Source organism: Streptomyces flavofungini (assembly GCF_030388665.1).
Classification (GTDB): domain Bacteria; phylum Actinomycetota; class Actinomycetes; order Streptomycetales; family Streptomycetaceae; genus Streptomyces; species Streptomyces flavofungini_A.
Map to the genome: position 1 here is coordinate 5427441 of NZ_CP128846.1, position 18606 is coordinate 5446046.

The window sequence follows — 18606 nt, forward strand, 5'->3', positions numbered from 1 at the left end:
CCCCTGGCCGGTCACATGCCGTCGAACGCGCTGGCCGGGCGCCGCAGCACGCCGATGCCCGCGACCTGGGACCCGATGTCGGCGTCCGGGGAGTGCAGGGCGTTCTTCGCGCCGCGCAGCCCGTTCATCTCCTGGTGCAGACGTCCGAGCAGCGCCGAGGTCTGGCCCTGCCACGTCGCCATGGCGTCGGAAAGCCCCTTGTACGTGGCCCAGCTCGACAGGCCGCCGCTCAGGCCCGTGTCGGGCTTTCCCATACCGCCCTGCGGGGAGCCCGGACCGGCCAGCGGCGCGTGCACCTGGCCGCCGCCCTCGGCCATCCGTCCGGCGGCCTTCGTGTCAGGCAGCAGCCGGTTCTCCATGAACTGGACGGCGCGCTTCTTGTCCGTCGCCGAACTCGCCAACGACGCCTCCCCGGCACCGCCCCACGCCGGATCCGTCTGAGCCAGTTGCATGCGCTGGTCCGCTTCGTTCTCAGAGCTCATTGCCCCCCCCGGTTTGCTGTTCACGCCCTGCCTGGTCATGGCTGAGTGAAAAGGCGCACTTCTGTTGTCAGCGTAGCGTCAATTCCCCTGTGCAAACTAGGGAGTTGGCTGAGGGTGCGCGCCGGGAGGTTTCTCGGTGGCTGATTCTCGGCGTGGAGGTCCCGGAGGCGGTACGGGGATTCAGCCGGACCCACGCGTGACGTGCACCCGGTAATTCCCGTCCAGGTCCGCCCCCGCGACCTTCACCCGCACCCCCGCGTCCCGGTCCCGGAACGTCTCGCCGGGGGTGTACGGGGCGTCCGAGAGCTCCGCGTGGACGTTGGGGCTGCGGGTGCAGCCGCCGCTGTCGGGGGTGGAGTCGGAGACGGTGACGGGGCCGTGGCCGGTGTCGACGTCTGCGTCGACGCGGTAGATGAGGACGCCGGGGCGGCAGACCGCCTCGTCGTTGCCCGCCTGGGTGCGGACCTCGACGGCGTAGCCGGTCTTCTTGGTGAGGGGGACGAAGACGAGTTTGGTGCCGCCTTCGGCGGCCAGGGGGGTGAGGAGGTGCTCCGTGGTGCCGGGGGACGCGGCGCAGTTGACCTGGGTGTCGTCGAGCCAGCCCAGCTTCCACTTGTGCCAGGCGAGCAGGTCGTTCCCCGCGCCCCAGTCCTCGCTCATGATGTCCCAGTGGCCGACCGCGCCCCCGCCGTCCTGCGTGTACAGGTCGGGCAGGCCGAAGACATGGCCGTTCTCGTGCGGGAGCACGCGGTAGCCGGTCTGGTCGTAGCTGCCGGAGCCGTCGTCCTGGCGGCTGTAGACGAACGAGGCGTTGGAGATCGGGACGCCGTCGGCGACGGGCGCCTCGTGGTTGCCCGCGAACGTCACGGACAGGACGGTGTCGAGCGCGGAGGGGCCCGCGTTCGGGGTCACGAGGACGTTCACCAGGTCGTACGCGGAGAAGTCCACGTCCGGGTCGGCCGCGGCCACGATGTCGTCGACCAGCTCCCGGTAGCCGGGGTCGAAGGGGGCGCCGCGCTCTATCCCGTACTTCTTGAAGGGCTTCGGCATCCGCAGCCAGTCCTGGACGGGCGCCTCCGCGCGGTAGTCCACGCGCCCGTACGAGCTGGTGCGGAACCAGTCCGTGGTCTGCGGGAAGAACTCCCCGAGTCGGTCGAGCGCGGAGCCCTCGCCGGGGGCGTCGGAGAAGTCGATCATCAGGTTCAGGGCGCGCACCGTGCCGGTGGAACGGGCGTAGCCGGGGCCCGTGGGGATGCCCTCCGGCATCTGCACCCCGAGGTCCCCGCTGATCATGCACGGGCCGAGCGCGGTCGGCCGCGCCTGCGCCGTGGACCCCGCGGCCGAGGGTGTCTCGGCGAGGAGCCGCCCGGTGCTCGCCGAGGCGGTGACCGCGAGGGCGAGCGCCGTGAGCGTGGCGAGGGCCGCCGTGCGCGGCGAGACCCGCCCGGCCGCCCGGGCCGCAGCCCGGGTGCGCGAGCGGGGGCGGGCTATGGCCTTCCGGGTCGGCTGCTGCATGCGGTGAGCCCTCCACTCCGCGGCAGCCGCCGATCCTGGCTGCACCCTGTTCGCTCACCCTGTGCCGGGGTGTGCGCGGGCGCTCGCTGAGCGCGACCGATCGTGGGTTTCTGCCGGTGGGAGGGGGTGCCCGCGGGGATCGTCGCGGGGGTTTGCGCCATTGGGAGGGCGGGGGTGGGGGAGGGGATCGGTGCCGAGGGCGCAGGGGGGAGAGGGGAGCGATTCGAGTGTGACTCAGGTCACATCAAAGTCTGGAAATAAGCGGGGATCGTTTCCCCGTTTAGACCGGTGTCCGCGCGAAACGGGGATCCACTCCCCGGATCGCGCACCTCAGTTCTCCCACCGGGAAAATCGTTGGACCCGCCACCGCGGGCCCTGCGAGCCTGAGGCCTTTGACCGCTTCGAGGAGTGTTCGCCGTGGAAACCGCCACCGTCGCGCAGCGTCGAGTAACCCGCCCGCGGGCCGACGCCCTGCGCAACCGGGAGCGGATCGTCGCCGCCGCCCGCGAGATGTTCGTCGAGCAGGGCCCCGACGTGCCCCTCGACGAGATCGCGCGCCGCGCCGGCGTCGGCAACGCCACGGTCTACCGCCACTTCCCCGACCGCGGCGAACTCGTGCACCACGTCGTCCTCTCGGTCACCGACCGCGTCACGGCCCAGGCCGACGACGCCATCGCGGCCGCCGAGGCCGACCCCGGGGCCGCCTTCGAGGCGCTGCGGGCCTTCGTCCACGCCGCGGTGGACGAGCGCATCGGCGCCCTCTGCCCGATCCTGTCCGAGGCCATCGACCCCGACCATCCCGATCTGCACGCCGCCCGCATCCGGCTCGAAGACGCCGTGGAAGGGCTGATGGCGCGGGCCCGCGCCGCCGGGCAGCTGCGTACCGACATCGCTGTCGGAGATCTGATGGTCGCCCTCTCCCAACTGACCAGGCCGCTGCCCGGCGCCGGCTGCCTGGTGGACTTCGACCAGTTCGTCCACCGCCATCTCCAGCTGTTCCTGGACGGCCTGATGGCACCGGCGCGTTCCGAACTCCCGGGGCACGCCGCGACGTTGGAGGAGCTGCGTCGCGATCTCGACGCGTCGCGGCCGCGGCAGCCGCGAAAGAGCGAGGAGGGCCTGGGCCAAAAGTAGGACCCGATCCCGCGACCGGGGGCCCATGCGTTCGCGCGCCCATCTGGTGTCTCGTTTACCCCGTACTCACCTCTTTGTCTTCCTAGGTGGACCCACCCATGTCTCAATCACCCGTCACCCCACCCGCTCCCGACCCGATGCGCTGGAAGGCGCTCGTCTTCATCGCCCTGGCGCAGCTGATGGTCGTCCTCGACGCGACCATCGTGAACATCGCGCTGCCGTCCGCCCAGGAGGACCTCGGCATATCCGAGGGCAACAAGCAGTGGGTCATCACCGCTTACGCCCTCGCCTTCGGCGGTCTGCTCCTGTTCGGCGGCCGCATCGCCGACCTGTGGGGCCGCAAGCGCACCTTCGTGACCGGCCTCATCGGCTTCGCCGCGGCCTCCGCCCTCGGCGGCGCCGCGACCGGCGAGGCCATGATGCTCGGCGCCCGCGCGCTCCAGGGCGTGTTCGGCGCGCTGCTCGCGCCCGCCGCCCTGTCGCTGCTCGCGGTGATGTTCACCGAGGCCAAGGAGCGCGCCAAGGCGTTCGGCATCTACGGTGCGATCGCCGGTGGCGGTGGCGCCGTCGGCCTGATCCTCGGCGGCTTCCTCACCGAGTACCTGAACTGGCGCTGGACGTTCTTCGTGAACATCCCCTTCGCGGTCATCGCCGCCGTCGGCGCGTACTTCGTGATCCGTGAGCCCTCCGAGGGCCGCAACCGTTCGCCGCTCGACATCCCCGGCGTGGTCCTGTCCACCCTCGGTCTGGTCGCGCTGGTCTACGGCTTCACCCGCGCCGAGTCCGACGGCTGGTCCGACGCCGTGACCGTGACGATGTTCGTCGCCTCCGTCGTGCTGCTCGCCGCGTTCGTCGTCACCGAGGCCAAGGTCAAGTCGCCGCTGCTCCCGCTGCGCGTCCTGACCGAGCGCAACCGCGGTGGCGTCTACCTCTCGCTCGGCCTCGCGATCATCGCGATGTTCGGCCTGTTCCTGTTCCTCACGTACTACCTCCAGATCGTCCAGGGCTACTCGCCGGTGAAGACCGGCTTCGCGTTCCTGCCGATGATCTTCGGCATGATCGTGGGTTCGACGCAGATCGGCACCCGCCTGATGACCCGCGTCGCGCCGCGCTACCTGATGGCGCCCGGCTTCCTGCTGGCCGCGGTCGGCATGCTGCTCCTGACGCAGCTGGAGGTCGACACCTCCTACGCCGGTCTGATCCTGCCCGCGCAGCTGATGCTGGGTCTCGGCATGGGTACGGCGTTCATGCCCGCCATGTCGCTCGCCACGCACGGTGTCGAGCCGCGTGACGCCGGTGTCGCCTCCGCGATGGTCAACACCTCGCAGCAGGTCGGCGGCGCCATCGGCACGGCCCTGCTCAACACCATCGCGGCCTCCGCGACCACCGCGTACCTCACCGACCACGCGGCCTCCGCCACCACCCCGGCGGCGCAGAAGCTGGTCGCGGCCCAGGCCATGGTCGAGGGCTACACGTCCGCCATCTGGTGGGCGGTCGGCATCCTCGTGGCGGCGTCGGCGATCGCCTTCGTCCTGGTCAACACCGGCGCCGACGACGGCTCCGCGGCGGCCGCCGGCGATGGCGAGGGCGTCGAGGACGCGGTGAAGATCCCGGTCGTGGCGCACTGACGCCACGCACCACCCGCACGACCCCGGGGGCCGGACCCGCCCGGTGCTCCTAGCGGAGCCAGGGCAGGTCCGCCCCCACGTCCTTGGGCTGAAGTCCCTCGGCGACGATCCGCATGATCTCGCCGAGGGACTTCTGCTGTTGCGGGCTGAGCCGGTCGAAGAGGGCCTGGCGCACCGCGTGCACATGGCCGGGGGCGGTCTGGCGCAGCACCTCGAACCCCTCGTCCGTGAGGATCGCGAACTGCCCGCGCTTGTCCGTCGCGCAGTCCTCGCGCCGCACCCAGCCGCTCTTCTCCAGGCGCGCGATCGCGTGCGAGAGCCGGGAGCGGGTGATCTTCGAGCTCTTCGCGAGCTCGGTCATGCGCAGCCGCCGCCGGGGCGCGGCGGACAGCTGCACGAGCAGGCCGTAGTAGACGTGCGGCATGCCCGCGTCGCGCTGGAGCTGCCGGTCGAGATAGTCCTCCAGGAGCGTGGAGGCGTGTATGTACGCCAACCAGGTGCGCTGTTCCTCGTCATCGAGCCAGCGCGGCCCGTCGGCGTCGACGGTGTCCGCGGTCGTGGTCGTCGTCGCGGTCGCGGTCGCGGTGGATGGCGTGTCCATGTATCCCACTGTACGAGGCCTTTCTGTGTGCCTCGGAGCGGCGCTCGTCCGTGTCCCCGGGCGGGGCGCGTCAACTGCCTCAGAGCGCGGGCGGATTGAGTTCCACGCCCCGCAGCGCGGCGGCCCGCGCGGTGCGGTCGCCCACGTCCAGGGCGGTGTCCGCGAACTTGATCGTGTGGTCGTCGCCGTGCGCGGCGGCGCGCGCGAAGACCTCGTCGAAGGTGCTGCGGCCCGCTTCCGCTTCGGCTTCGCGGTACGCCTGCGGGGTGGCCGGCGAGTAGGCCGCGGTCACCGCCGCGCTCGCCGCCCAGGCCGCGTCCAGGGAGGCGGGCCACAGCGCGCGGGGGAGCGCGGGCAGGGTGCGCAGGACGGCGTTGGGGGCGGTCGCGGCGTGCACCAGCATGATCGGGTCGCCGTGGCCGTGGGAGGCGAAGCGGTGGACGGCGGCGGTGACGAGGTCGGCGAGGCGGGCGCGGGCGGCTTCGGGGTCGGGGGCGGGGTCGGGGTCGGGGTGCGCCGGGCCGTCGGGCGTGGGGCCCGCGTCCGGGACGGAGCTCGGGCTCGGGGGCCACACCGGGACCGTGGTGAGCTGGGCGAAGCGGTCCGGGAGGCTGCCGTCCTGCACGGGGATGCGCTCCACCGCGGCGAGTGCGACGGCCGCCCCGGGCTCGCTGGGCTCCCCGGTCTCCCCGGCCTTCCCGGTCTCCCCGGCCTTCCCGGTCGACGACGGCAGGGCGACGGGGGTGCGCGCGGGCAGCGGGGTGTGCCGGGCGGCCCAGTAGCCGAGGCCGTGGGCCAGCTCGGCGACGCGGGGCGCGGTCTCGCCGCCGGGGCCGAGGAGGGTGCGGACGGCGTGGCCGACGCGGATCACGGGGTGCGTGGAGCCGCCCGAGATGCCCGGCAGGAGCACCGGCCACCAGGCGGCGAGCACCTCGCGCCAGGGCCGCTCGGCGAGGGCGCGCTCGAAGTGGCCGATCCAGTCGGCGGCGCGCCGCGGGTCGCCCAGGGCCGCGCGCCAGTCGGCGTCGGTGACCCGGGTGACGGGGGCGGGCATGTCCTCCAGCTTGGCGCGGTAGTGGTCGAGCCAGCGGTGCACGGTGCGGGCCTGGCCGCCGCGCACCAGGGCCTCGACGGCCATCGGTCCGTGGTTGGTGAGGCGGCCGAGCCGCTCGGGCCCGGAGGCGTGCAGGCGCTGCAGGGCTTCGTCGAGGATCCCGCTGGTGTCGTCGGTCATGGCGGCACGGTAAGCGGGGCCGCCGGCGTCCGTAACGGTCTGCGGTCCTAGGTTCCTGGCCCCGGTCCGCGGGCCTGGTCCCCCGGCCCGAGCACCTGATCACGGGCAGCCGAGACCCTGATCACGGGCAGTCGGCGCCGGTCCGGGCAGCCGAGCACCGGATACAGGAATGCCGGATTTGTCCCGCTGGGCAACCATCGGGCGACGCGGACCGTCTTCTGGGTGGGAGAGCGGCCGAAGGCGACCGTTTTCCGGTGGGGCCCCGGCAGGAATGAGCCTGTATCGGTGTGACGGCGGTCTCATGTACAGGGTGGTTGCGGCTGTCGGCGAGCGCTTGGGGATCGCCTCGGGTCCGGGTCTGACCTGCACCTCTGTGCGTCTGGACGGTGGTGCCCCGCCCGCTGTGGCGGCACAGGGTACTGCATGATCACGAAAACGGGTGCGCGGCTTGGGAATTCTGTCCGGATTCCAGTCGTTGTTTCCATCGGATGCAGAGCACCTGGGAAGGTGTGCCGTCCACCACAGGCCCGGCCCCCGGGCCCGGACCATCAGGGCCACCGGTCCATGACGGACCGACCAGTGACAACCACGCAAGGGAGCACGCATGGCAACCCGTGCCGTCGCCCGTCGTAAGTCCGCCGCCACCGGCGGGACCGACGCGGCACGCAGTGTTCGCGCCGTAGGCGGCGAGATCGCCGACCGCGACCTGGTCGGCATGTACCTCGACGAGATCGCACGCACCCCCCTGCTCGACGCCGCCAAGGAGGTCGAGCTGTCCCAGATCATCGAGGCGGGCGTCTATGCCCGGCAGATACTGGACGGTGTGGTGGGCGCGGACGCCGACGGAATCGAGGCGTCCGCCGTGTCCGCGTCGCGCGAGGAGCTCGAAGCCCTCGTCGCCGACGGCGAGCGCGCCAAGGACGTCTTCATCCGCTCGAACCTCCGCCTGGTCGTGGCCGTGGCCCGGCGCTATCCGCGCAGCGGCCTGCCCCTGCTCGACCTGATCCAGGAGGGCAACGCGGGCCTGGTCCGAGCGGTGGAGAAGTTCGACTACGCCAAGGGCTTCAAGTTCTCGACGTACGCGACCTGGTGGATCCGCCAGGCCATCACCCGCTCCATAGCCGACCAGTCGCGCACCATCCGGCTGCCCGTGCACCTGGTGGAGGAGCTGGGCCGGATCCGCCGTGTGCAGCGCGAGTTCAACCGCGAGCACGGCCGGGATCCGGAGCCCACGGAGATCGCCGCCGAGCTCGCGTCCACGCCCGAGCGCGTGGTCGACGTCCTGGACTGGGCCCGCGACCCCGTCTCGCTGAACATGTCGGTGGACGACGAGGGCGAGACCCAGTTCGGCGACCTCCTGGAGGACACCTCCGCCGTCTCCCCCGAGCAGTCCGTCCTCACGCTGCTTCGCAGTGAGGAGCTGGACGACCTCATCGGCCGCCTCGACCAGCGCACCGCCTCCATCATCAAGATGCGGTACGGCATCGTGGACGGCCGTGAGCGGACCCTGACGGAGGTCGGCAAGGAGCACGGGCTCACGCGTGAGCGCATCCGCCAGATCGAGAAGCACGCGCTCCTGGAGCTGAAGAAGCTGGCGCGGGACACGGGCTTCGACGCGGCCGCCTGAGGCCGGCGGGGCGAGCAGGGGGGTTCGTTGCCCCTGGGCCCCGGTTCGCGGCGGTGCGTTTCCGGTGGTGCCGGTCACCCCCTATCGGCGCTCCGCGCCTCGTCCTCAATCGCCGGACGGGCTGGAATGGTCACCGGTTGGGCTGGATGGCCGCCCGCAGCCGCGATCACTGCTTCGCCTGAGACGGCGGTTGGCCGCGGCGTTGAAACTCCGTTCGGGAGTAGACGGGTGGGCGGGTGGGAGAAAACCCCGCGCGGAGCGCGGGGCACCCCCACCGGCGGAGAGCCGAACAACGCCCTACCCCACGCCGGAGGCGGCCCGGACCAGGCGCATGCCCAACTCGCGCACACGCACGATCAGTTCCTCCGGCCCGTGCACGACGAAGTCGCACTCGAGCCAGAGGAGCCGCGCAGCCACCCACTCCACGGGCTCCGTCACCGTGCCCCGCAGACGGCACCGTTCAGCGCCGACAGGCACCAACTCGCCCAGGGAGGTGGGCAACCGCCCACCCACCCGGTCCGGCGGGGCGTCGAACTCCACATCCACCTCGTACGCCGTCCTCTCCTGCGGCCGCGCAAGCACACTGCGCCGCACATAGGCGTCCGCGCTGCCACCGGGCAGCATCCGCTCGGCGAACCGCACCCCCGTGGCGAACGGCTCCGAGACCCGGTCCACCCGGAACGTCCGCCAGTCCTGCCGCTCCAGGTCGTACGCGACCAAGTACCAGCGCCGCCCCGTGGACACGAGCCGGTGCGGCTCCGTCAGGCGCCGCGACGGCGTGCCGTCCTTCGCCTCGTACGCGAACCGCAGCTGCTCGTGCGCGGCCGTCGCGGAGGCCATCACCGTCAGCGTCTCCGGCGCGACCCGCACGCCGTCCCCCGTGGCGAGCGACATCGTCGCGGCGCCGAGCGCGGACACCCGGTGCCGCAGCCGTGACGGCAGCACCTGCTCCAGCTTGGCGAGCGCCCGCACCGACGCCTCCTCCACGCCGTCCACGGCGTGCCCGGCCCCGGCCCGCAGCCCCACCGCGATGGCCACCGCCTCCTCGTCGTCGAGGACGAGCGGCGGCATCGCCTTCCCCGCGACCAGGCGATAGCCCCCGCTCGCGCCGTGCGTGGCCTGCACCGGATACCCCAGCTCCCGCAGCCGGTCGACGTCCCGCCGCACCGTGCGCCGGCTGACGCTCAGCCGGTCGGCAAGCTCACCGCCCGGCCACTCGCGCGGGGTCTGCAACAAGGAGAGGAGCTGGAGGAGCCGTGCCGGTGTGTCCGTACTCATGAAGGGCCTCCCGTACGCCGTGGTCCCGAATCCGTCCCGAGCCCGTCCCGAAATCCATCCCGAACCTGATCCCAGGATCCCGTACATCTAGGACGCGAACTGACCTATATGGCCCCTAGCCTTACGGCATGACTTCTCCCAGCAGCACCTCCACGTCACCGGGGCACCAGCCCACGACAGCCGGGTCCCCGACGGACCGGCGCCGCTGGTTCGCCCTCGCCATCGTCATGACGGCCGCCTTCATGGACCTGGTCGACGTGACGATCGTGAACATCGCGATCCCGTCCATCCAGCGGGACGAGGGGGCTTCGTTCAGCCACATCCAGTGGATCACCGCGGGGTACGCGCTCGCGCTCGGCGCGGGCCTGATCACCGGCGGGCGGCTCGGCGACATCTACGGCCGCAAGAAGATATTCCTCGTCGGCATCACCGGCTTCACCATCGCCTCCGCGCTCTGCGGCTTCGCCGCCAACCCGGACATGCTGGTGGCGTCCAGGATCCTGCAGGGCGCGATGGCCGCCCTGATGGTGCCGCAGGTCCTCTCGATCGTGCACGCCACCTTCCCGGCGCACGAACGCGGCAAGGTCTTCGGCCTGTTCGGCATGGTCGTCGGCCTCGGCGCGGTCTCCGGACCGCTGCTCGGCGCGCTCCTCACCGAGTGGAACCTCTTCGGCCTCGAATGGCGCCCGATCTTCCTCATCAACCTCCCCGTCGGCATCGCGGGCCTGATCCTCGGCCGCAAGTTCATCGAGGAGTCCAAGGCGCCGAAGGCCCTCAAGCTGGACCTGGTCGGCGTCGTCCTGGTGACGGCGGGCGCGCTGATGCTGCTCTACCCGCTGACGCGCGGGCGTGAGCTGGACTGGCCGGTGTGGGGGTACGTGATGATGGCGGGCGCGCTCGTCGTCTTCGGCGCCCTCGTGGCGTACGAGAAGCAGAAGTCCAAGAAGGACGGTTCGCCGCTCATCGAGCTGTCGCTGTTCAAGGTGAAGAGCTTCGCCGGAGGCATCGCCGTGCAGACCGTGTTCGGCGTCTCGCTCGGCATCTTCTTCCTGGTCTGGACGATGTACATGCAGGTCGGCCTCGGCTGGAGCGCGCTGCGCGCCGGTGTCACGGGCGTGCCCTTCTCCATCGCGGTGTCCGCCGCGGCCGGTCTCTCCGTGCAGGCGCTCGTGCCCCGCTTCGGCCGCAAGGTCCTCCAGGCCGGCGCGCTGACCATGGCCGCGGGCGTCCTCATCTACATCTGGGAGGCCGACCGGTACGGCACCGGCATCGCGTCCTGGCAGATGGCGCTTCCGCTGGTCGTCATGGGCCTCGGCATGGGCCTGATCGTGGCGCCCCTGACGGACGCGATCCTCTCCGAGGTGCCGCGTGAGCACGCCGGTTCGGCGTCCGGCCTCCTCAACACCGTCCAGCAGATGGGCAACGCGTTCGGCCTCGGCCTGGTCTCCGTCGTCTTCTACGGCGTCATCGACGAGAAGGTGACCCCCGACCGCATCCCGGCCGAGTTCGTCAACGGCTTCCAGCACGCCCTGTGGTGGGTCGTTGCGGTCCTCGTCGCCATCTTCTTCCTGATGCTCACACTGCCGAAGAAGCCGAAGCAGCACATCGAGGGCGCCGACTCGGCCGACGACCAGCCGGACACCCCGGTGTCGAAGACGCCGGAGCCCCGCGAGGCAGCCCTGACGCACTGACCTCACGGCTCGACACGGCAGCGCCCCGCCCACCTCCTGGTGGACGGGGCGCTGCCGTGTGCCGCCCCGCGCCCGGGAGGACCTCAGTCCCGCCTGCACCAGGACCGAAGCCCGAATGTGTCTGCTGAATGCCCGTTCATGTTTACTTCCGAGGTTGCGGGACGTACGCTCCAGGTGAACCCACACAACCGGGCAGAAGCAGGAGGCCCCGAGCCATGTACGGCCCAGAACGCCAACAGGAGATCCTGCGCCTCGCCCGCGAGGGAGGCCGCGTCGACGTCCTCTCCCTCGCCACCGAGTTCCAGGTCACCGCGGAGACGATCCGCCGCGACCTGAAGGCCCTGGACCGCGCGGGCCTGCTGCGCCGGGTGCACGGCGGCGCCATCCCGGCCGGCCGCCTGGACTTCGAACCGGACCTCGCGGAACGCGAGAGCACGGCCGCCGACGAGAAGGACCGCATCGCCCGCGCCGCCCTCGCCGAACTCCCCGCCGAAGGCAGCGTCATCCTCGACGCGGGCTCCACGGTGGCCCGCCTGGCCGCAGCCCTCCCGCTGGAGGCGGAGCTGACGGCGGTGACCCACAGCCTGCCCACGGCGGCCCGCCTGGCCGACCACCCGGGCATCCAGCTCCACCTGGTCGGCGGCCGCGTCAGGCACCGCACGCGCGCGGCCGTGGACGCCTGGTCCCTGCGCGCCTACGGCGAGATCCGCGCCGACGTCCTCTTCCTCGCCGCCAACGGCTTCTCCGCCGCCCACGGCCTGACCACCCCCGACCTGGCCGAGGCCGCCGTGAAGCGCGCCGCCGTCGCCGCGGCCCGCCGCGTGGTCCTGCTCGCCGACTCCGGCAAGCACGGCCAGGAGCACTTCGCCCGCTTCGGCGACCTCACGGACGTGGACCTGCTCATCACGGACACGGGCCTGCCCGCGGCCGAGGCCGCCGCCATCGAGAAGGCGGGCACGGAGGTCGTACGCGCATGACGCCCCACGAAGCCGCGGCAGCCGCCCCCGAAGCAGCAGAAGGCCCCACCCGCATGATCCTCACGGTCACCCCCAACCCCTCCCTCGACCGCACCTACGAGGTCCCCGCCCTCGACCGGGGCGAGGTCATCCGCGCCACCGGCGAGCGCATGGACCCCGGCGGCAAGGGCGTGAACGTCTCCCGTGCCGTCGCCGCCGCGGGCGTCCGCACCCTCGCCGTCCTCCCGCTCGGCGGCGCCCCCGGCGCCCTCGTGGCCAGCCTGCTCGACGAGCAGGGCATCGAGGTCGCCCCCGTCCGCGTATCGGGCCAGACCCGCTCGAACATCTCCGTCGCCGAACCGGACGGCACCCTCACGAAGATCAACGCCCCGGGCCCCGAACTGAGCCCCGAGGAGCGGGAGTCGCTGCTCGCCGCCGTCGGGGAGAAGTCACCGGGCGCCGACTGGATCGCCTGCTGCGGCAGCCTCCCGCGGGGCCTCGCCCCCTCCTGGTACGCCGACCTGGTCGCCCGCTGCCACGCCGCCGGGGCCCGGATCGCCCTCGACACCTCGGGCCCGGCCCTCCTCGCCGCGCTCGCCGAACGCCCCGACGTCGTCAAGCCCAACGCCGAGGAGCTCGCCGGAGCCGTCGGCCGCCCCCTCACCACCGTCGGCGACGCCGTCAAGGCCGCCGAGGAACTGCGCGACCTGGGCGCCCGCGCGGTCCTCGCCAGCCTCGGCGCGGACGGCCAACTCCTCGTCGACGACTCCGGTACGTACTTCGGCTCCGCCCACGTCGACGTCGTACGCAGCAACGTCGGCGCGGGCGACAGCTCCCTGGCCGGATTCCTGATCGCGGGCGGCATCGGACCCCGCGCCCTCGCCTCGGCCGTGGCCCACGGCGCCGCCGCCGTCCAACTCCCCGGCAGCGCCATGCCCACCCCGTCCGACCTGTCCCCGGACACCGTCACCGTCACGTCCGAAGTCCCCCTGGACCGCGCCCTGACGGAACCCGCCCCATAGCCCCTCGGCACGAGCCCACCCCCTCGGCACGACCCCACCCCCCCGGCACGACCTCACCCCCCCCGCCACGACCCCCGTCCCCCGTCCCCCGCCCTCATCCCCGCCCCGAGGGATACGCGTGCGAAGGAGCCCGCGATGAGCAGCGAAATGATCACCGCGGACCTGGTCGACCTCGAACTCGACCGGTCCGCCGACACCAAGGAAGCCGCCGCACGCGCCCTCGCCACCCGCATGGTGACCCTCGGCCGCGTGACCGACCTCGACGGCTTCCTCGCCGATGTGGCGGCCCGCGAGGCCCAGATGCCGACGGGCCTCGACGGCGGCATCGGCATCCCGCACTGCCGCAGCGCTCACGTCACGGAGCCGACCCTGGCCTTCGGCCGTTCGACCACCGGCATCGACTTCGGCGCCCCCGACGGCCCCGCCGACCTGATCTTCCTCATCGCGGCACCCGCGGGCGCGGACGACGCCCACCTGACGATCCTGTCGTCCCTGGCCCGCCAGCTGATGAACGCGGAGTTCACGGACGCGCTGCGCGCGGTGGCCGACGCGGAGTCGGCAGCGGCCTTGATCCGCGGCGAGGACCAGCCGAGACCAGACTCCGACGCAGACTCCGACGCGGACGGGGACGCAGACGGGGACGCGGGCAGGACGGCCCCGACGCCGGCACCGCCCTTCCGTATCGTGGCTGTCACCTCCTGCCCCACAGGCATCGCCCACACCTACATGGCAGCCGAGTCCCTCGAGAACGCGGCCCGCGAGGCAGGCGTAGAGCTGACAGTGGAGACCCAGGGCTCCGCGGGCTTCACCCGCCTCGCCCCCGAGACGATCGCAGCCGCCGACGCGGTCGTCTTCGCCCACGACGTCCCCGTACGGGACAAGGCCCGCTTCGCGGGCAAGCCCACCGTCGACGTGGGCGTGAAGGCAGCCATCAACCGCCCCGCGGAACTCCTCGCGGAGGCGAGGGAGAGGGCAGCCCGGGGCGAGGTCACCACTCCCGCGGGCCCGACGCCCGTCGACAACGCCGGGGACACCGGCGACAGCTACGGCACCAAGCTGCGCAAGTGGCTGATGTCGGGCGTGAGTTACATGGTCCCCTTCGTGGCGGCCGGCGGCCTCCTCATAGCCCTGGGCTTCGCCATCGGCGGCTGGAAGATCGACAAGGCCCCGTCCGTGGCGGACCACTTCGTCTGGACCGACCACACCAGCTGGGCGGCCCTCCTCTTCCAGATCGGCGGCCTCGCCTTCGCCTTCCTGGTCCCGGTCCTCGCGGGCTACATCGCCTACGGCATGGCGGACCGCCCCGGCCTGGTGCCCGGCTTCGTCGGCGGCTCGGTCGCCGTCACCATCGACGCGGGCTTCCTCGGCGGCCTGGCCGCGGGCCTGATCGCGGGCGCGGTGGTGCTCGGCATCCAACGGGTCCGCATCCCACCCGTACTGCGCGGCATCATGCCGGTCGTGGTGATACCCCTGATCTCCGCGGCGGTCGTCGGCTTCCTGATGTTCCTCGTCGTCGGCAAGCCCATCGCCTCGCTGCAGAGCGCGCTGACGGACTGGCTGGAGGGCCTGAGCGGCGCCAACGCGGTCATCCTCGGCGTCATCCTCGGCCTGATGATGTGCTTCGACCTCGGCGGCCCGCTCAACAAGGTCGCGTACGCCTTCGCCGTCGGCGGCCTCGCCCACCCGACGGACGGCTCCCTGAAGGTCATGGCCGCGGTGATGGCGGCGGGCATGGTCCCGCCCCTCGCGATGGCCCTCGCGACCACCGTACGGGGGCGGCTCTTCACCAGGACCGAGCGCGAGAACGGCAAGGCGGCCTGGTTCCTCGGTGCCTCCTTCATCACGGAGGGCGCGATTCCGTTCGCCGCCGCCGACCCGCTGCGGGTCATCCCGGCGTCGATGGCGGGCGGCGCGGTCACCGGTGCCCTGTCGATGGCCTTCGGCTGCACCCTGCGCGCCCCGCACGGCGGCGTCTTCGTGGTCCCGCTGATCGGGCAGCCGCTGCTGTACCTGGTCGCCGTCGCGGCGGGCGTCTGTGTGTCGACCGTCGTGGTCGTCCTCCTGAAGGGAGCGCGCCGGACGGCGGACCCGGCCGGTGACGGCGGCGCGGCCGCCGCGGCGGCGGACGAGGCCCGGGTGCCGGTGGCCGCCTGAGCGCGCGGGGCACGAGCGGGGTGTGAAGGGCGCGTCGGCAGCGGCGCGCCCTTCACACGTTCCCGTACGCCGCACGCGTGGGCATACTGCTGGTACTGCGGTTCGAACCCGATGACGGGCACTGGCAGGGGCCAACGTGAGCCACCTTCAGCAGAGTCACCTCACAAGCCTGCTCGACATGGTCGGCCGACTCACCGAGCAGGCGCGGGCCGGCCTCGAGACCGACACCGAGGCGGGGCGCGTCTTCCTCGCGGTCTACTCCGGCTTCCTCATCGAGACCGGTACGGGCATCCGCTGGATCCTCGAACCGGACCTGATCGAGCACGCCACCGAGGTCGTCGGCCGTCGGGCGCCGGGCGTCGGTCCGGCCGACGCGGACCTCGCGGCCCGGCTGCTCGCCACGCTGTGGGCCAGTTGCGTGCTCGCGGGCGTCGACACCGAGGACTGGGCCCGCGAGGCGCCCGAACTGCCCGCGATCTGTGTCCGGATGGCGGGTTTCCTCAGGGGCGAACGCGAAGCGACCCCGGAGAAACGAACAAAAGGCATGTGTGACGACTGAGGCGTGACGTACTGAGGCGTGACGACTGAGGTGTGACGACTGAGGTGTGACGGGTGAGGCGTGATGGGTGAGTGAGCCGTGATGTGCGAGATGCGTCACTTCAGGACCAAAGGCCCATTAATGCCTCTGTTGTAGATCCGGCCACTGTTGTCTACTGAGCGGCATGTTCCAGGGTGCATCGATCGTTCAGCAGACAGGCTTGGTCCTGCTCGCCGCGCTGACTGCCGTCTGGGCCGTCACGTTCCTGCATGTGCAGCGCCGTCGCGCGGCGGAACCCGCGACGGGCGGCAGCTCCTCGTTGGGCTCGCTCCCAGTCCAGTCGGGGCCACCGCGTGCGGAGTCCGTCGAGCTGACCCCGGACGAGCGCGCCGCGTTCGCCGGTCTGATACGTCAATTCGGCCGGGGCAGGCCGTAATCGGCGTGGGCAGGCGTGGCTCCCCGGGGCGGCGTGGCCGCGTGACTAGCGGGATCTGGTCGTCGGATACGTCCGGGCCCGGCGCGCCATCGCCGCCCGTGCCGCGCGCTCGCTGACGTACACCTCGCACATGTGCCTGCCGTCGGCCGTCGCCGTGTGCTCGACCTCCCAGAGGCTGACCTCGGAGCCGTCGAACAGCAGGAACGCGTGCTCGTACAGCGAGAAGCCGAGCCTGGGTTCGCCGGTGCGGCCGAACGCCTGGGTGATCTGGTGGGCGAACGCCGAGCGCAGCAGGCGCGCCATGTCGTCGCCGGGGCGGTCCGCGCCCGCCGGGTTCTCCGCGCGCCGCAGCAGCCTGCGGGCGTGGTCGGCGGAGTCGTCCGGGACGTAGGTGTGCCGGGGCTCGGGCGGCGGGGCCGCCTGGAGCAGGGCGGGCAGCTCGCCCGCGGGGGTGTCCGGCGGGAGCGGCAGCCGGGCCGTGGCGACGCCCGCCTCCTCCTCGTCCAGATACAGCTCGTACTGCGGGTGGCTGCCGGGGCCTGTGTTGTGCGCCAGCTCCCAGAGGGTGAGCGCCTGGCCGTCGGCGAGCAGCCAGGTGTGGCGGTACGTCTCGCGGTGCATGCCCGCGCTGTGGTGCGCGGAGTGCAGCGAACTGTCGTACGCGAGGGACCGTTCCAGGCGCCTGATGGCGTCGTCCGGCAGGTCGAAGGAGTTCAGGGCGCGGCTGAGCAGTCGCTCGAGGTGCTCCTCGGGGGAGGTCGGCTCGGGCGACTCGGGTGGTTCGTACGCGGTCTCGTACGGAACGCTCACGGATACTCCCGGATGCTTCCGGCGTTGCTGCATGTCACCTTGTGCGTGCATACCGTAGCCCCTGGGTCCGACATCATGTCCGGGAACGGGAAAACGATCGAGCCGCACGGCGGGTTCCCGTGCGGCTCGTTCCGTTGGCGCTGCGAGGGCGGCGAGTGCGCCCTTGCGGGACGCCGAACGCGCCCCGCGCTGTGGGCCTTTCAGCCCTTTCGGTGCCCGCGGGCACCTTCCGGTCAGACGGCGCTGCCGGCCGTCCACTGGCTCCAGGACATGTTCCAGCCGTTCAGGCCGTTGTCCGGGGCGATGGTCTTGTCCGGCGAGCCCTTGACCGTCACGACGTCGCCGATCAGGGAGTTGTTGAAGAACCACGCGCCCGGCGTGCTCGGGTCGCCCGCGCCCTGCGCGTCCCGCAGGCCGACGCAGCCGTGGCTGGTGTTGCCGCTGCCGAACGGCGCGCCCCAGTAGTTGCCGTGGATGAACGTGCCGGAGGTGGACAGCCGCATCGCGTGCGGGACGTCCTTGATGTCGTACTCGCCGCCGAAGCCGACCGTCGAGCCGTTCATGCGCGTCTGCGTGAACTTCTCGGAGATCACCATCTTGCCGTTGTACGTGGGGTTCTGCGGGCTGCCCGCCGAGATCGGGATGGTCTTGATGACCTTGCCGTCGCGCTCGACCGTCATCTGGTGGGACTTGGCGTCGACGGTGGAGACCTGGGCGCGCCCGATGGTGAAGGTGACCGTCTTGTTCTGCACGCCGGTGGCGCCGTTCGCGCCCTTCACGCCGTCCAGGGCGATCTTCATCGTGACCTTGGAGCCGGCCTTCCAGTACTCCTGGGGCCGGAAGTCCAGGCGCTGGTTGCCGAACCAGTGGCCGACGACCTTCTGACCGCTGCTGGACGTGACCGTGATGGCCGACTGGACGTCCTTCTTCTCCGTGATCGCCTTGTCGAAGGTGAAGGAGACGGGCATGCCGACACCGACCTTGGTGCCGTCGTCGGGCGTGTAGGTGCCGATGAAGCTGTTGGCGGAGGAGACCGTGGTGAACGTCGCGTTCTCCGTCGCCGCGTTGCCCTTGTCGTCCTTGGCGTTGGCGGTCACCTTGTACTTCGTGCCGCGCTCCAGCTGAGCCTTGGGCTTCCAGGAGGAGCCGTCCCCGGAAATGGTGCCCTCGACCGCGGCGCCGGACGTCACGGACGTCATCTTCACGCTGGTCAGCTTGCCGCCCTCGACCTTGACGCCGGTGGCGTTGATCGAGGCGTCGGTGGCGCCGTCCTTGGAGGAGATGGTGATGTCGGCGCCCTTGGCCGTCGAGCTGCCGCCCTTCTTGTCGTCCTTGGAGTCGGAGCCGCCACCGCAGGCCGAGAGGGCCAGCGCGCCGACGGCCGCGAGCGCGGCTGTCGCCAGCAGCACCCGCCGGCGGCGACGGGGCTGAGGCTGCTGCGCTGCTATGTCCGGCGTTGTCACGAGCTGCTCCAAGTACGTCGTCCGGTCCAGTACGAGT

The 18606-nt window shown here is 71.9% G+C and carries 16 protein-coding genes; 9 read left to right on the top strand and 7 right to left on the bottom strand.

What is annotated here, in order from left to right; all coding sequences use genetic code 11:
- Window positions 1–11: 11 nt before the first annotated feature.
- Together QUY26_RS23020 and QUY26_RS23025 are read right to left on the bottom strand one after the other, a co-directional pair.
- Window positions 12–482 carry a hypothetical protein gene (locus QUY26_RS23020; protein WP_289949684.1) on the bottom strand — a complete coding sequence of 157 codons (471 nt, stop codon included), beginning with the start codon at window positions 480–482 and terminating at the stop codon, window positions 12–14.
- Window positions 483–662: 180 nt separating this feature from the next.
- The gene (locus QUY26_RS23025; RefSeq protein ID WP_289949686.1) at window positions 663–1997 is read right to left on the bottom strand and encodes a M6 family metalloprotease domain-containing protein; all 1335 of its coding nucleotides are present in this window, start codon (window positions 1995–1997) and stop codon (window positions 663–665) included.
- 417 nt (window positions 1998–2414) lie between these two features.
- Between QUY26_RS23025 and QUY26_RS23030 the strand changes: the two genes are divergently transcribed.
- Together QUY26_RS23030 and QUY26_RS23035 are read left to right on the top strand one after the other, a co-directional pair.
- On the top strand, window positions 2415–3131 hold the full coding sequence (locus tag QUY26_RS23030; RefSeq protein WP_289949688.1) for a TetR/AcrR family transcriptional regulator: 717 nt from the start codon (window positions 2415–2417) through the stop codon (window positions 3129–3131).
- 98 nt (window positions 3132–3229) lie between these two features.
- Window positions 3230–4759: an MFS transporter gene (locus QUY26_RS23035; protein ID WP_289949689.1), complete on the top strand. Its 1530-nt coding sequence runs from the start codon at window positions 3230–3232 to the stop codon at window positions 4757–4759.
- A 49-nt stretch (window positions 4760–4808) separates the two neighbouring features.
- Here the strand turns inward: QUY26_RS23035 and QUY26_RS23040 are convergent, their stop codons facing one another.
- On the bottom strand, window positions 4809–5360 hold the full coding sequence (locus tag QUY26_RS23040) for a MarR family winged helix-turn-helix transcriptional regulator (RefSeq protein WP_289949691.1): 552 nt from the start codon (window positions 5358–5360) through the stop codon (window positions 4809–4811).
- A 79-nt stretch (window positions 5361–5439) separates the two neighbouring features.
- On the bottom strand, window positions 5440–6594 hold the full coding sequence (locus QUY26_RS23045; RefSeq protein ID WP_289949693.1) for a questin oxidase family protein: 1155 nt from the start codon (window positions 6592–6594) through the stop codon (window positions 5440–5442).
- A 604-nt stretch (window positions 6595–7198) separates the two neighbouring features.
- Between QUY26_RS23045 and QUY26_RS23050 the strand changes: the two genes are divergently transcribed.
- Window positions 7199–8221: a sigma-70 family RNA polymerase sigma factor gene (locus QUY26_RS23050; RefSeq protein ID WP_289949695.1), complete on the top strand. Its 1023-nt coding sequence runs from the start codon at window positions 7199–7201 to the stop codon at window positions 8219–8221.
- 297 nt (window positions 8222–8518) lie between these two features.
- Here the strand turns inward: QUY26_RS23050 and QUY26_RS23055 are convergent, their stop codons facing one another.
- Window positions 8519–9499 carry a helix-turn-helix transcriptional regulator gene (locus QUY26_RS23055; protein ID WP_289949697.1) on the bottom strand — a complete coding sequence of 327 codons (981 nt, stop codon included), beginning with the start codon at window positions 9497–9499 and terminating at the stop codon, window positions 8519–8521.
- 128 nt (window positions 9500–9627) lie between these two features.
- On the opposite strand from QUY26_RS23055, the gene QUY26_RS23060 reads away from it, so the two are divergent.
- The 6 genes from QUY26_RS23060 to QUY26_RS23085 all read left to right on the top strand — a co-directional run bounded on the left by QUY26_RS23060 (window position 9628) and on the right by QUY26_RS23085 (window position 16296).
- The gene (locus QUY26_RS23060; protein ID WP_436840383.1) at window positions 9628–11190 is read left to right on the top strand and encodes an MFS transporter; all 1563 of its coding nucleotides are present in this window, start codon (window positions 9628–9630) and stop codon (window positions 11188–11190) included.
- Between the two features lie 215 nt (window positions 11191–11405).
- On the top strand, window positions 11406–12167 hold the full coding sequence (locus tag QUY26_RS23065; protein WP_289949700.1) for a DeoR/GlpR family DNA-binding transcription regulator: 762 nt from the start codon (window positions 11406–11408) through the stop codon (window positions 12165–12167).
- Window positions 12168–12220: 53 nt separating this feature from the next.
- The gene (gene pfkB, locus QUY26_RS23070) at window positions 12221–13168 is read left to right on the top strand and encodes a 1-phosphofructokinase (protein ID WP_289955938.1); all 948 of its coding nucleotides are present in this window, start codon (window positions 12221–12223) and stop codon (window positions 13166–13168) included.
- Between the two features lie 135 nt (window positions 13169–13303).
- Entirely contained in the window at window positions 13304–15322 is a 2019-nt protein-coding gene (locus QUY26_RS23075) for a PTS fructose transporter subunit IIABC (protein WP_289949702.1), read from the top strand.
- 136 nt (window positions 15323–15458) lie between these two features.
- Entirely contained in the window at window positions 15459–15881 is a 423-nt protein-coding gene (locus tag QUY26_RS23080; protein WP_289949704.1) for a hypothetical protein, read from the top strand.
- Window positions 15882–16044: 163 nt separating this feature from the next.
- A complete protein-coding gene (locus tag QUY26_RS23085) occupies window positions 16045–16296 on the top strand; it encodes a hypothetical protein (RefSeq protein ID WP_289949706.1) in 252 nt (83 codons plus the stop codon).
- Window positions 16297–16341: 45 nt separating this feature from the next.
- Here QUY26_RS23085 and QUY26_RS23090 read toward each other — a convergent pair whose 3' ends face one another.
- Together QUY26_RS23090 and QUY26_RS23095 are read right to left on the bottom strand one after the other, a co-directional pair.
- Complete coding sequence (locus QUY26_RS23090; RefSeq protein ID WP_289949708.1) at window positions 16342–17106, bottom strand: DUF6227 family protein; 765 nt, start codon at window positions 17104–17106, stop codon at window positions 16342–16344.
- Window positions 17107–17339: 233 nt separating this feature from the next.
- Window positions 17340–18569: a L,D-transpeptidase gene (locus QUY26_RS23095; RefSeq protein ID WP_436840384.1), complete on the bottom strand. Its 1230-nt coding sequence runs from the start codon at window positions 18567–18569 to the stop codon at window positions 17340–17342.
- Between the last annotated feature and the right edge of the window lie 37 nt (window positions 18570–18606).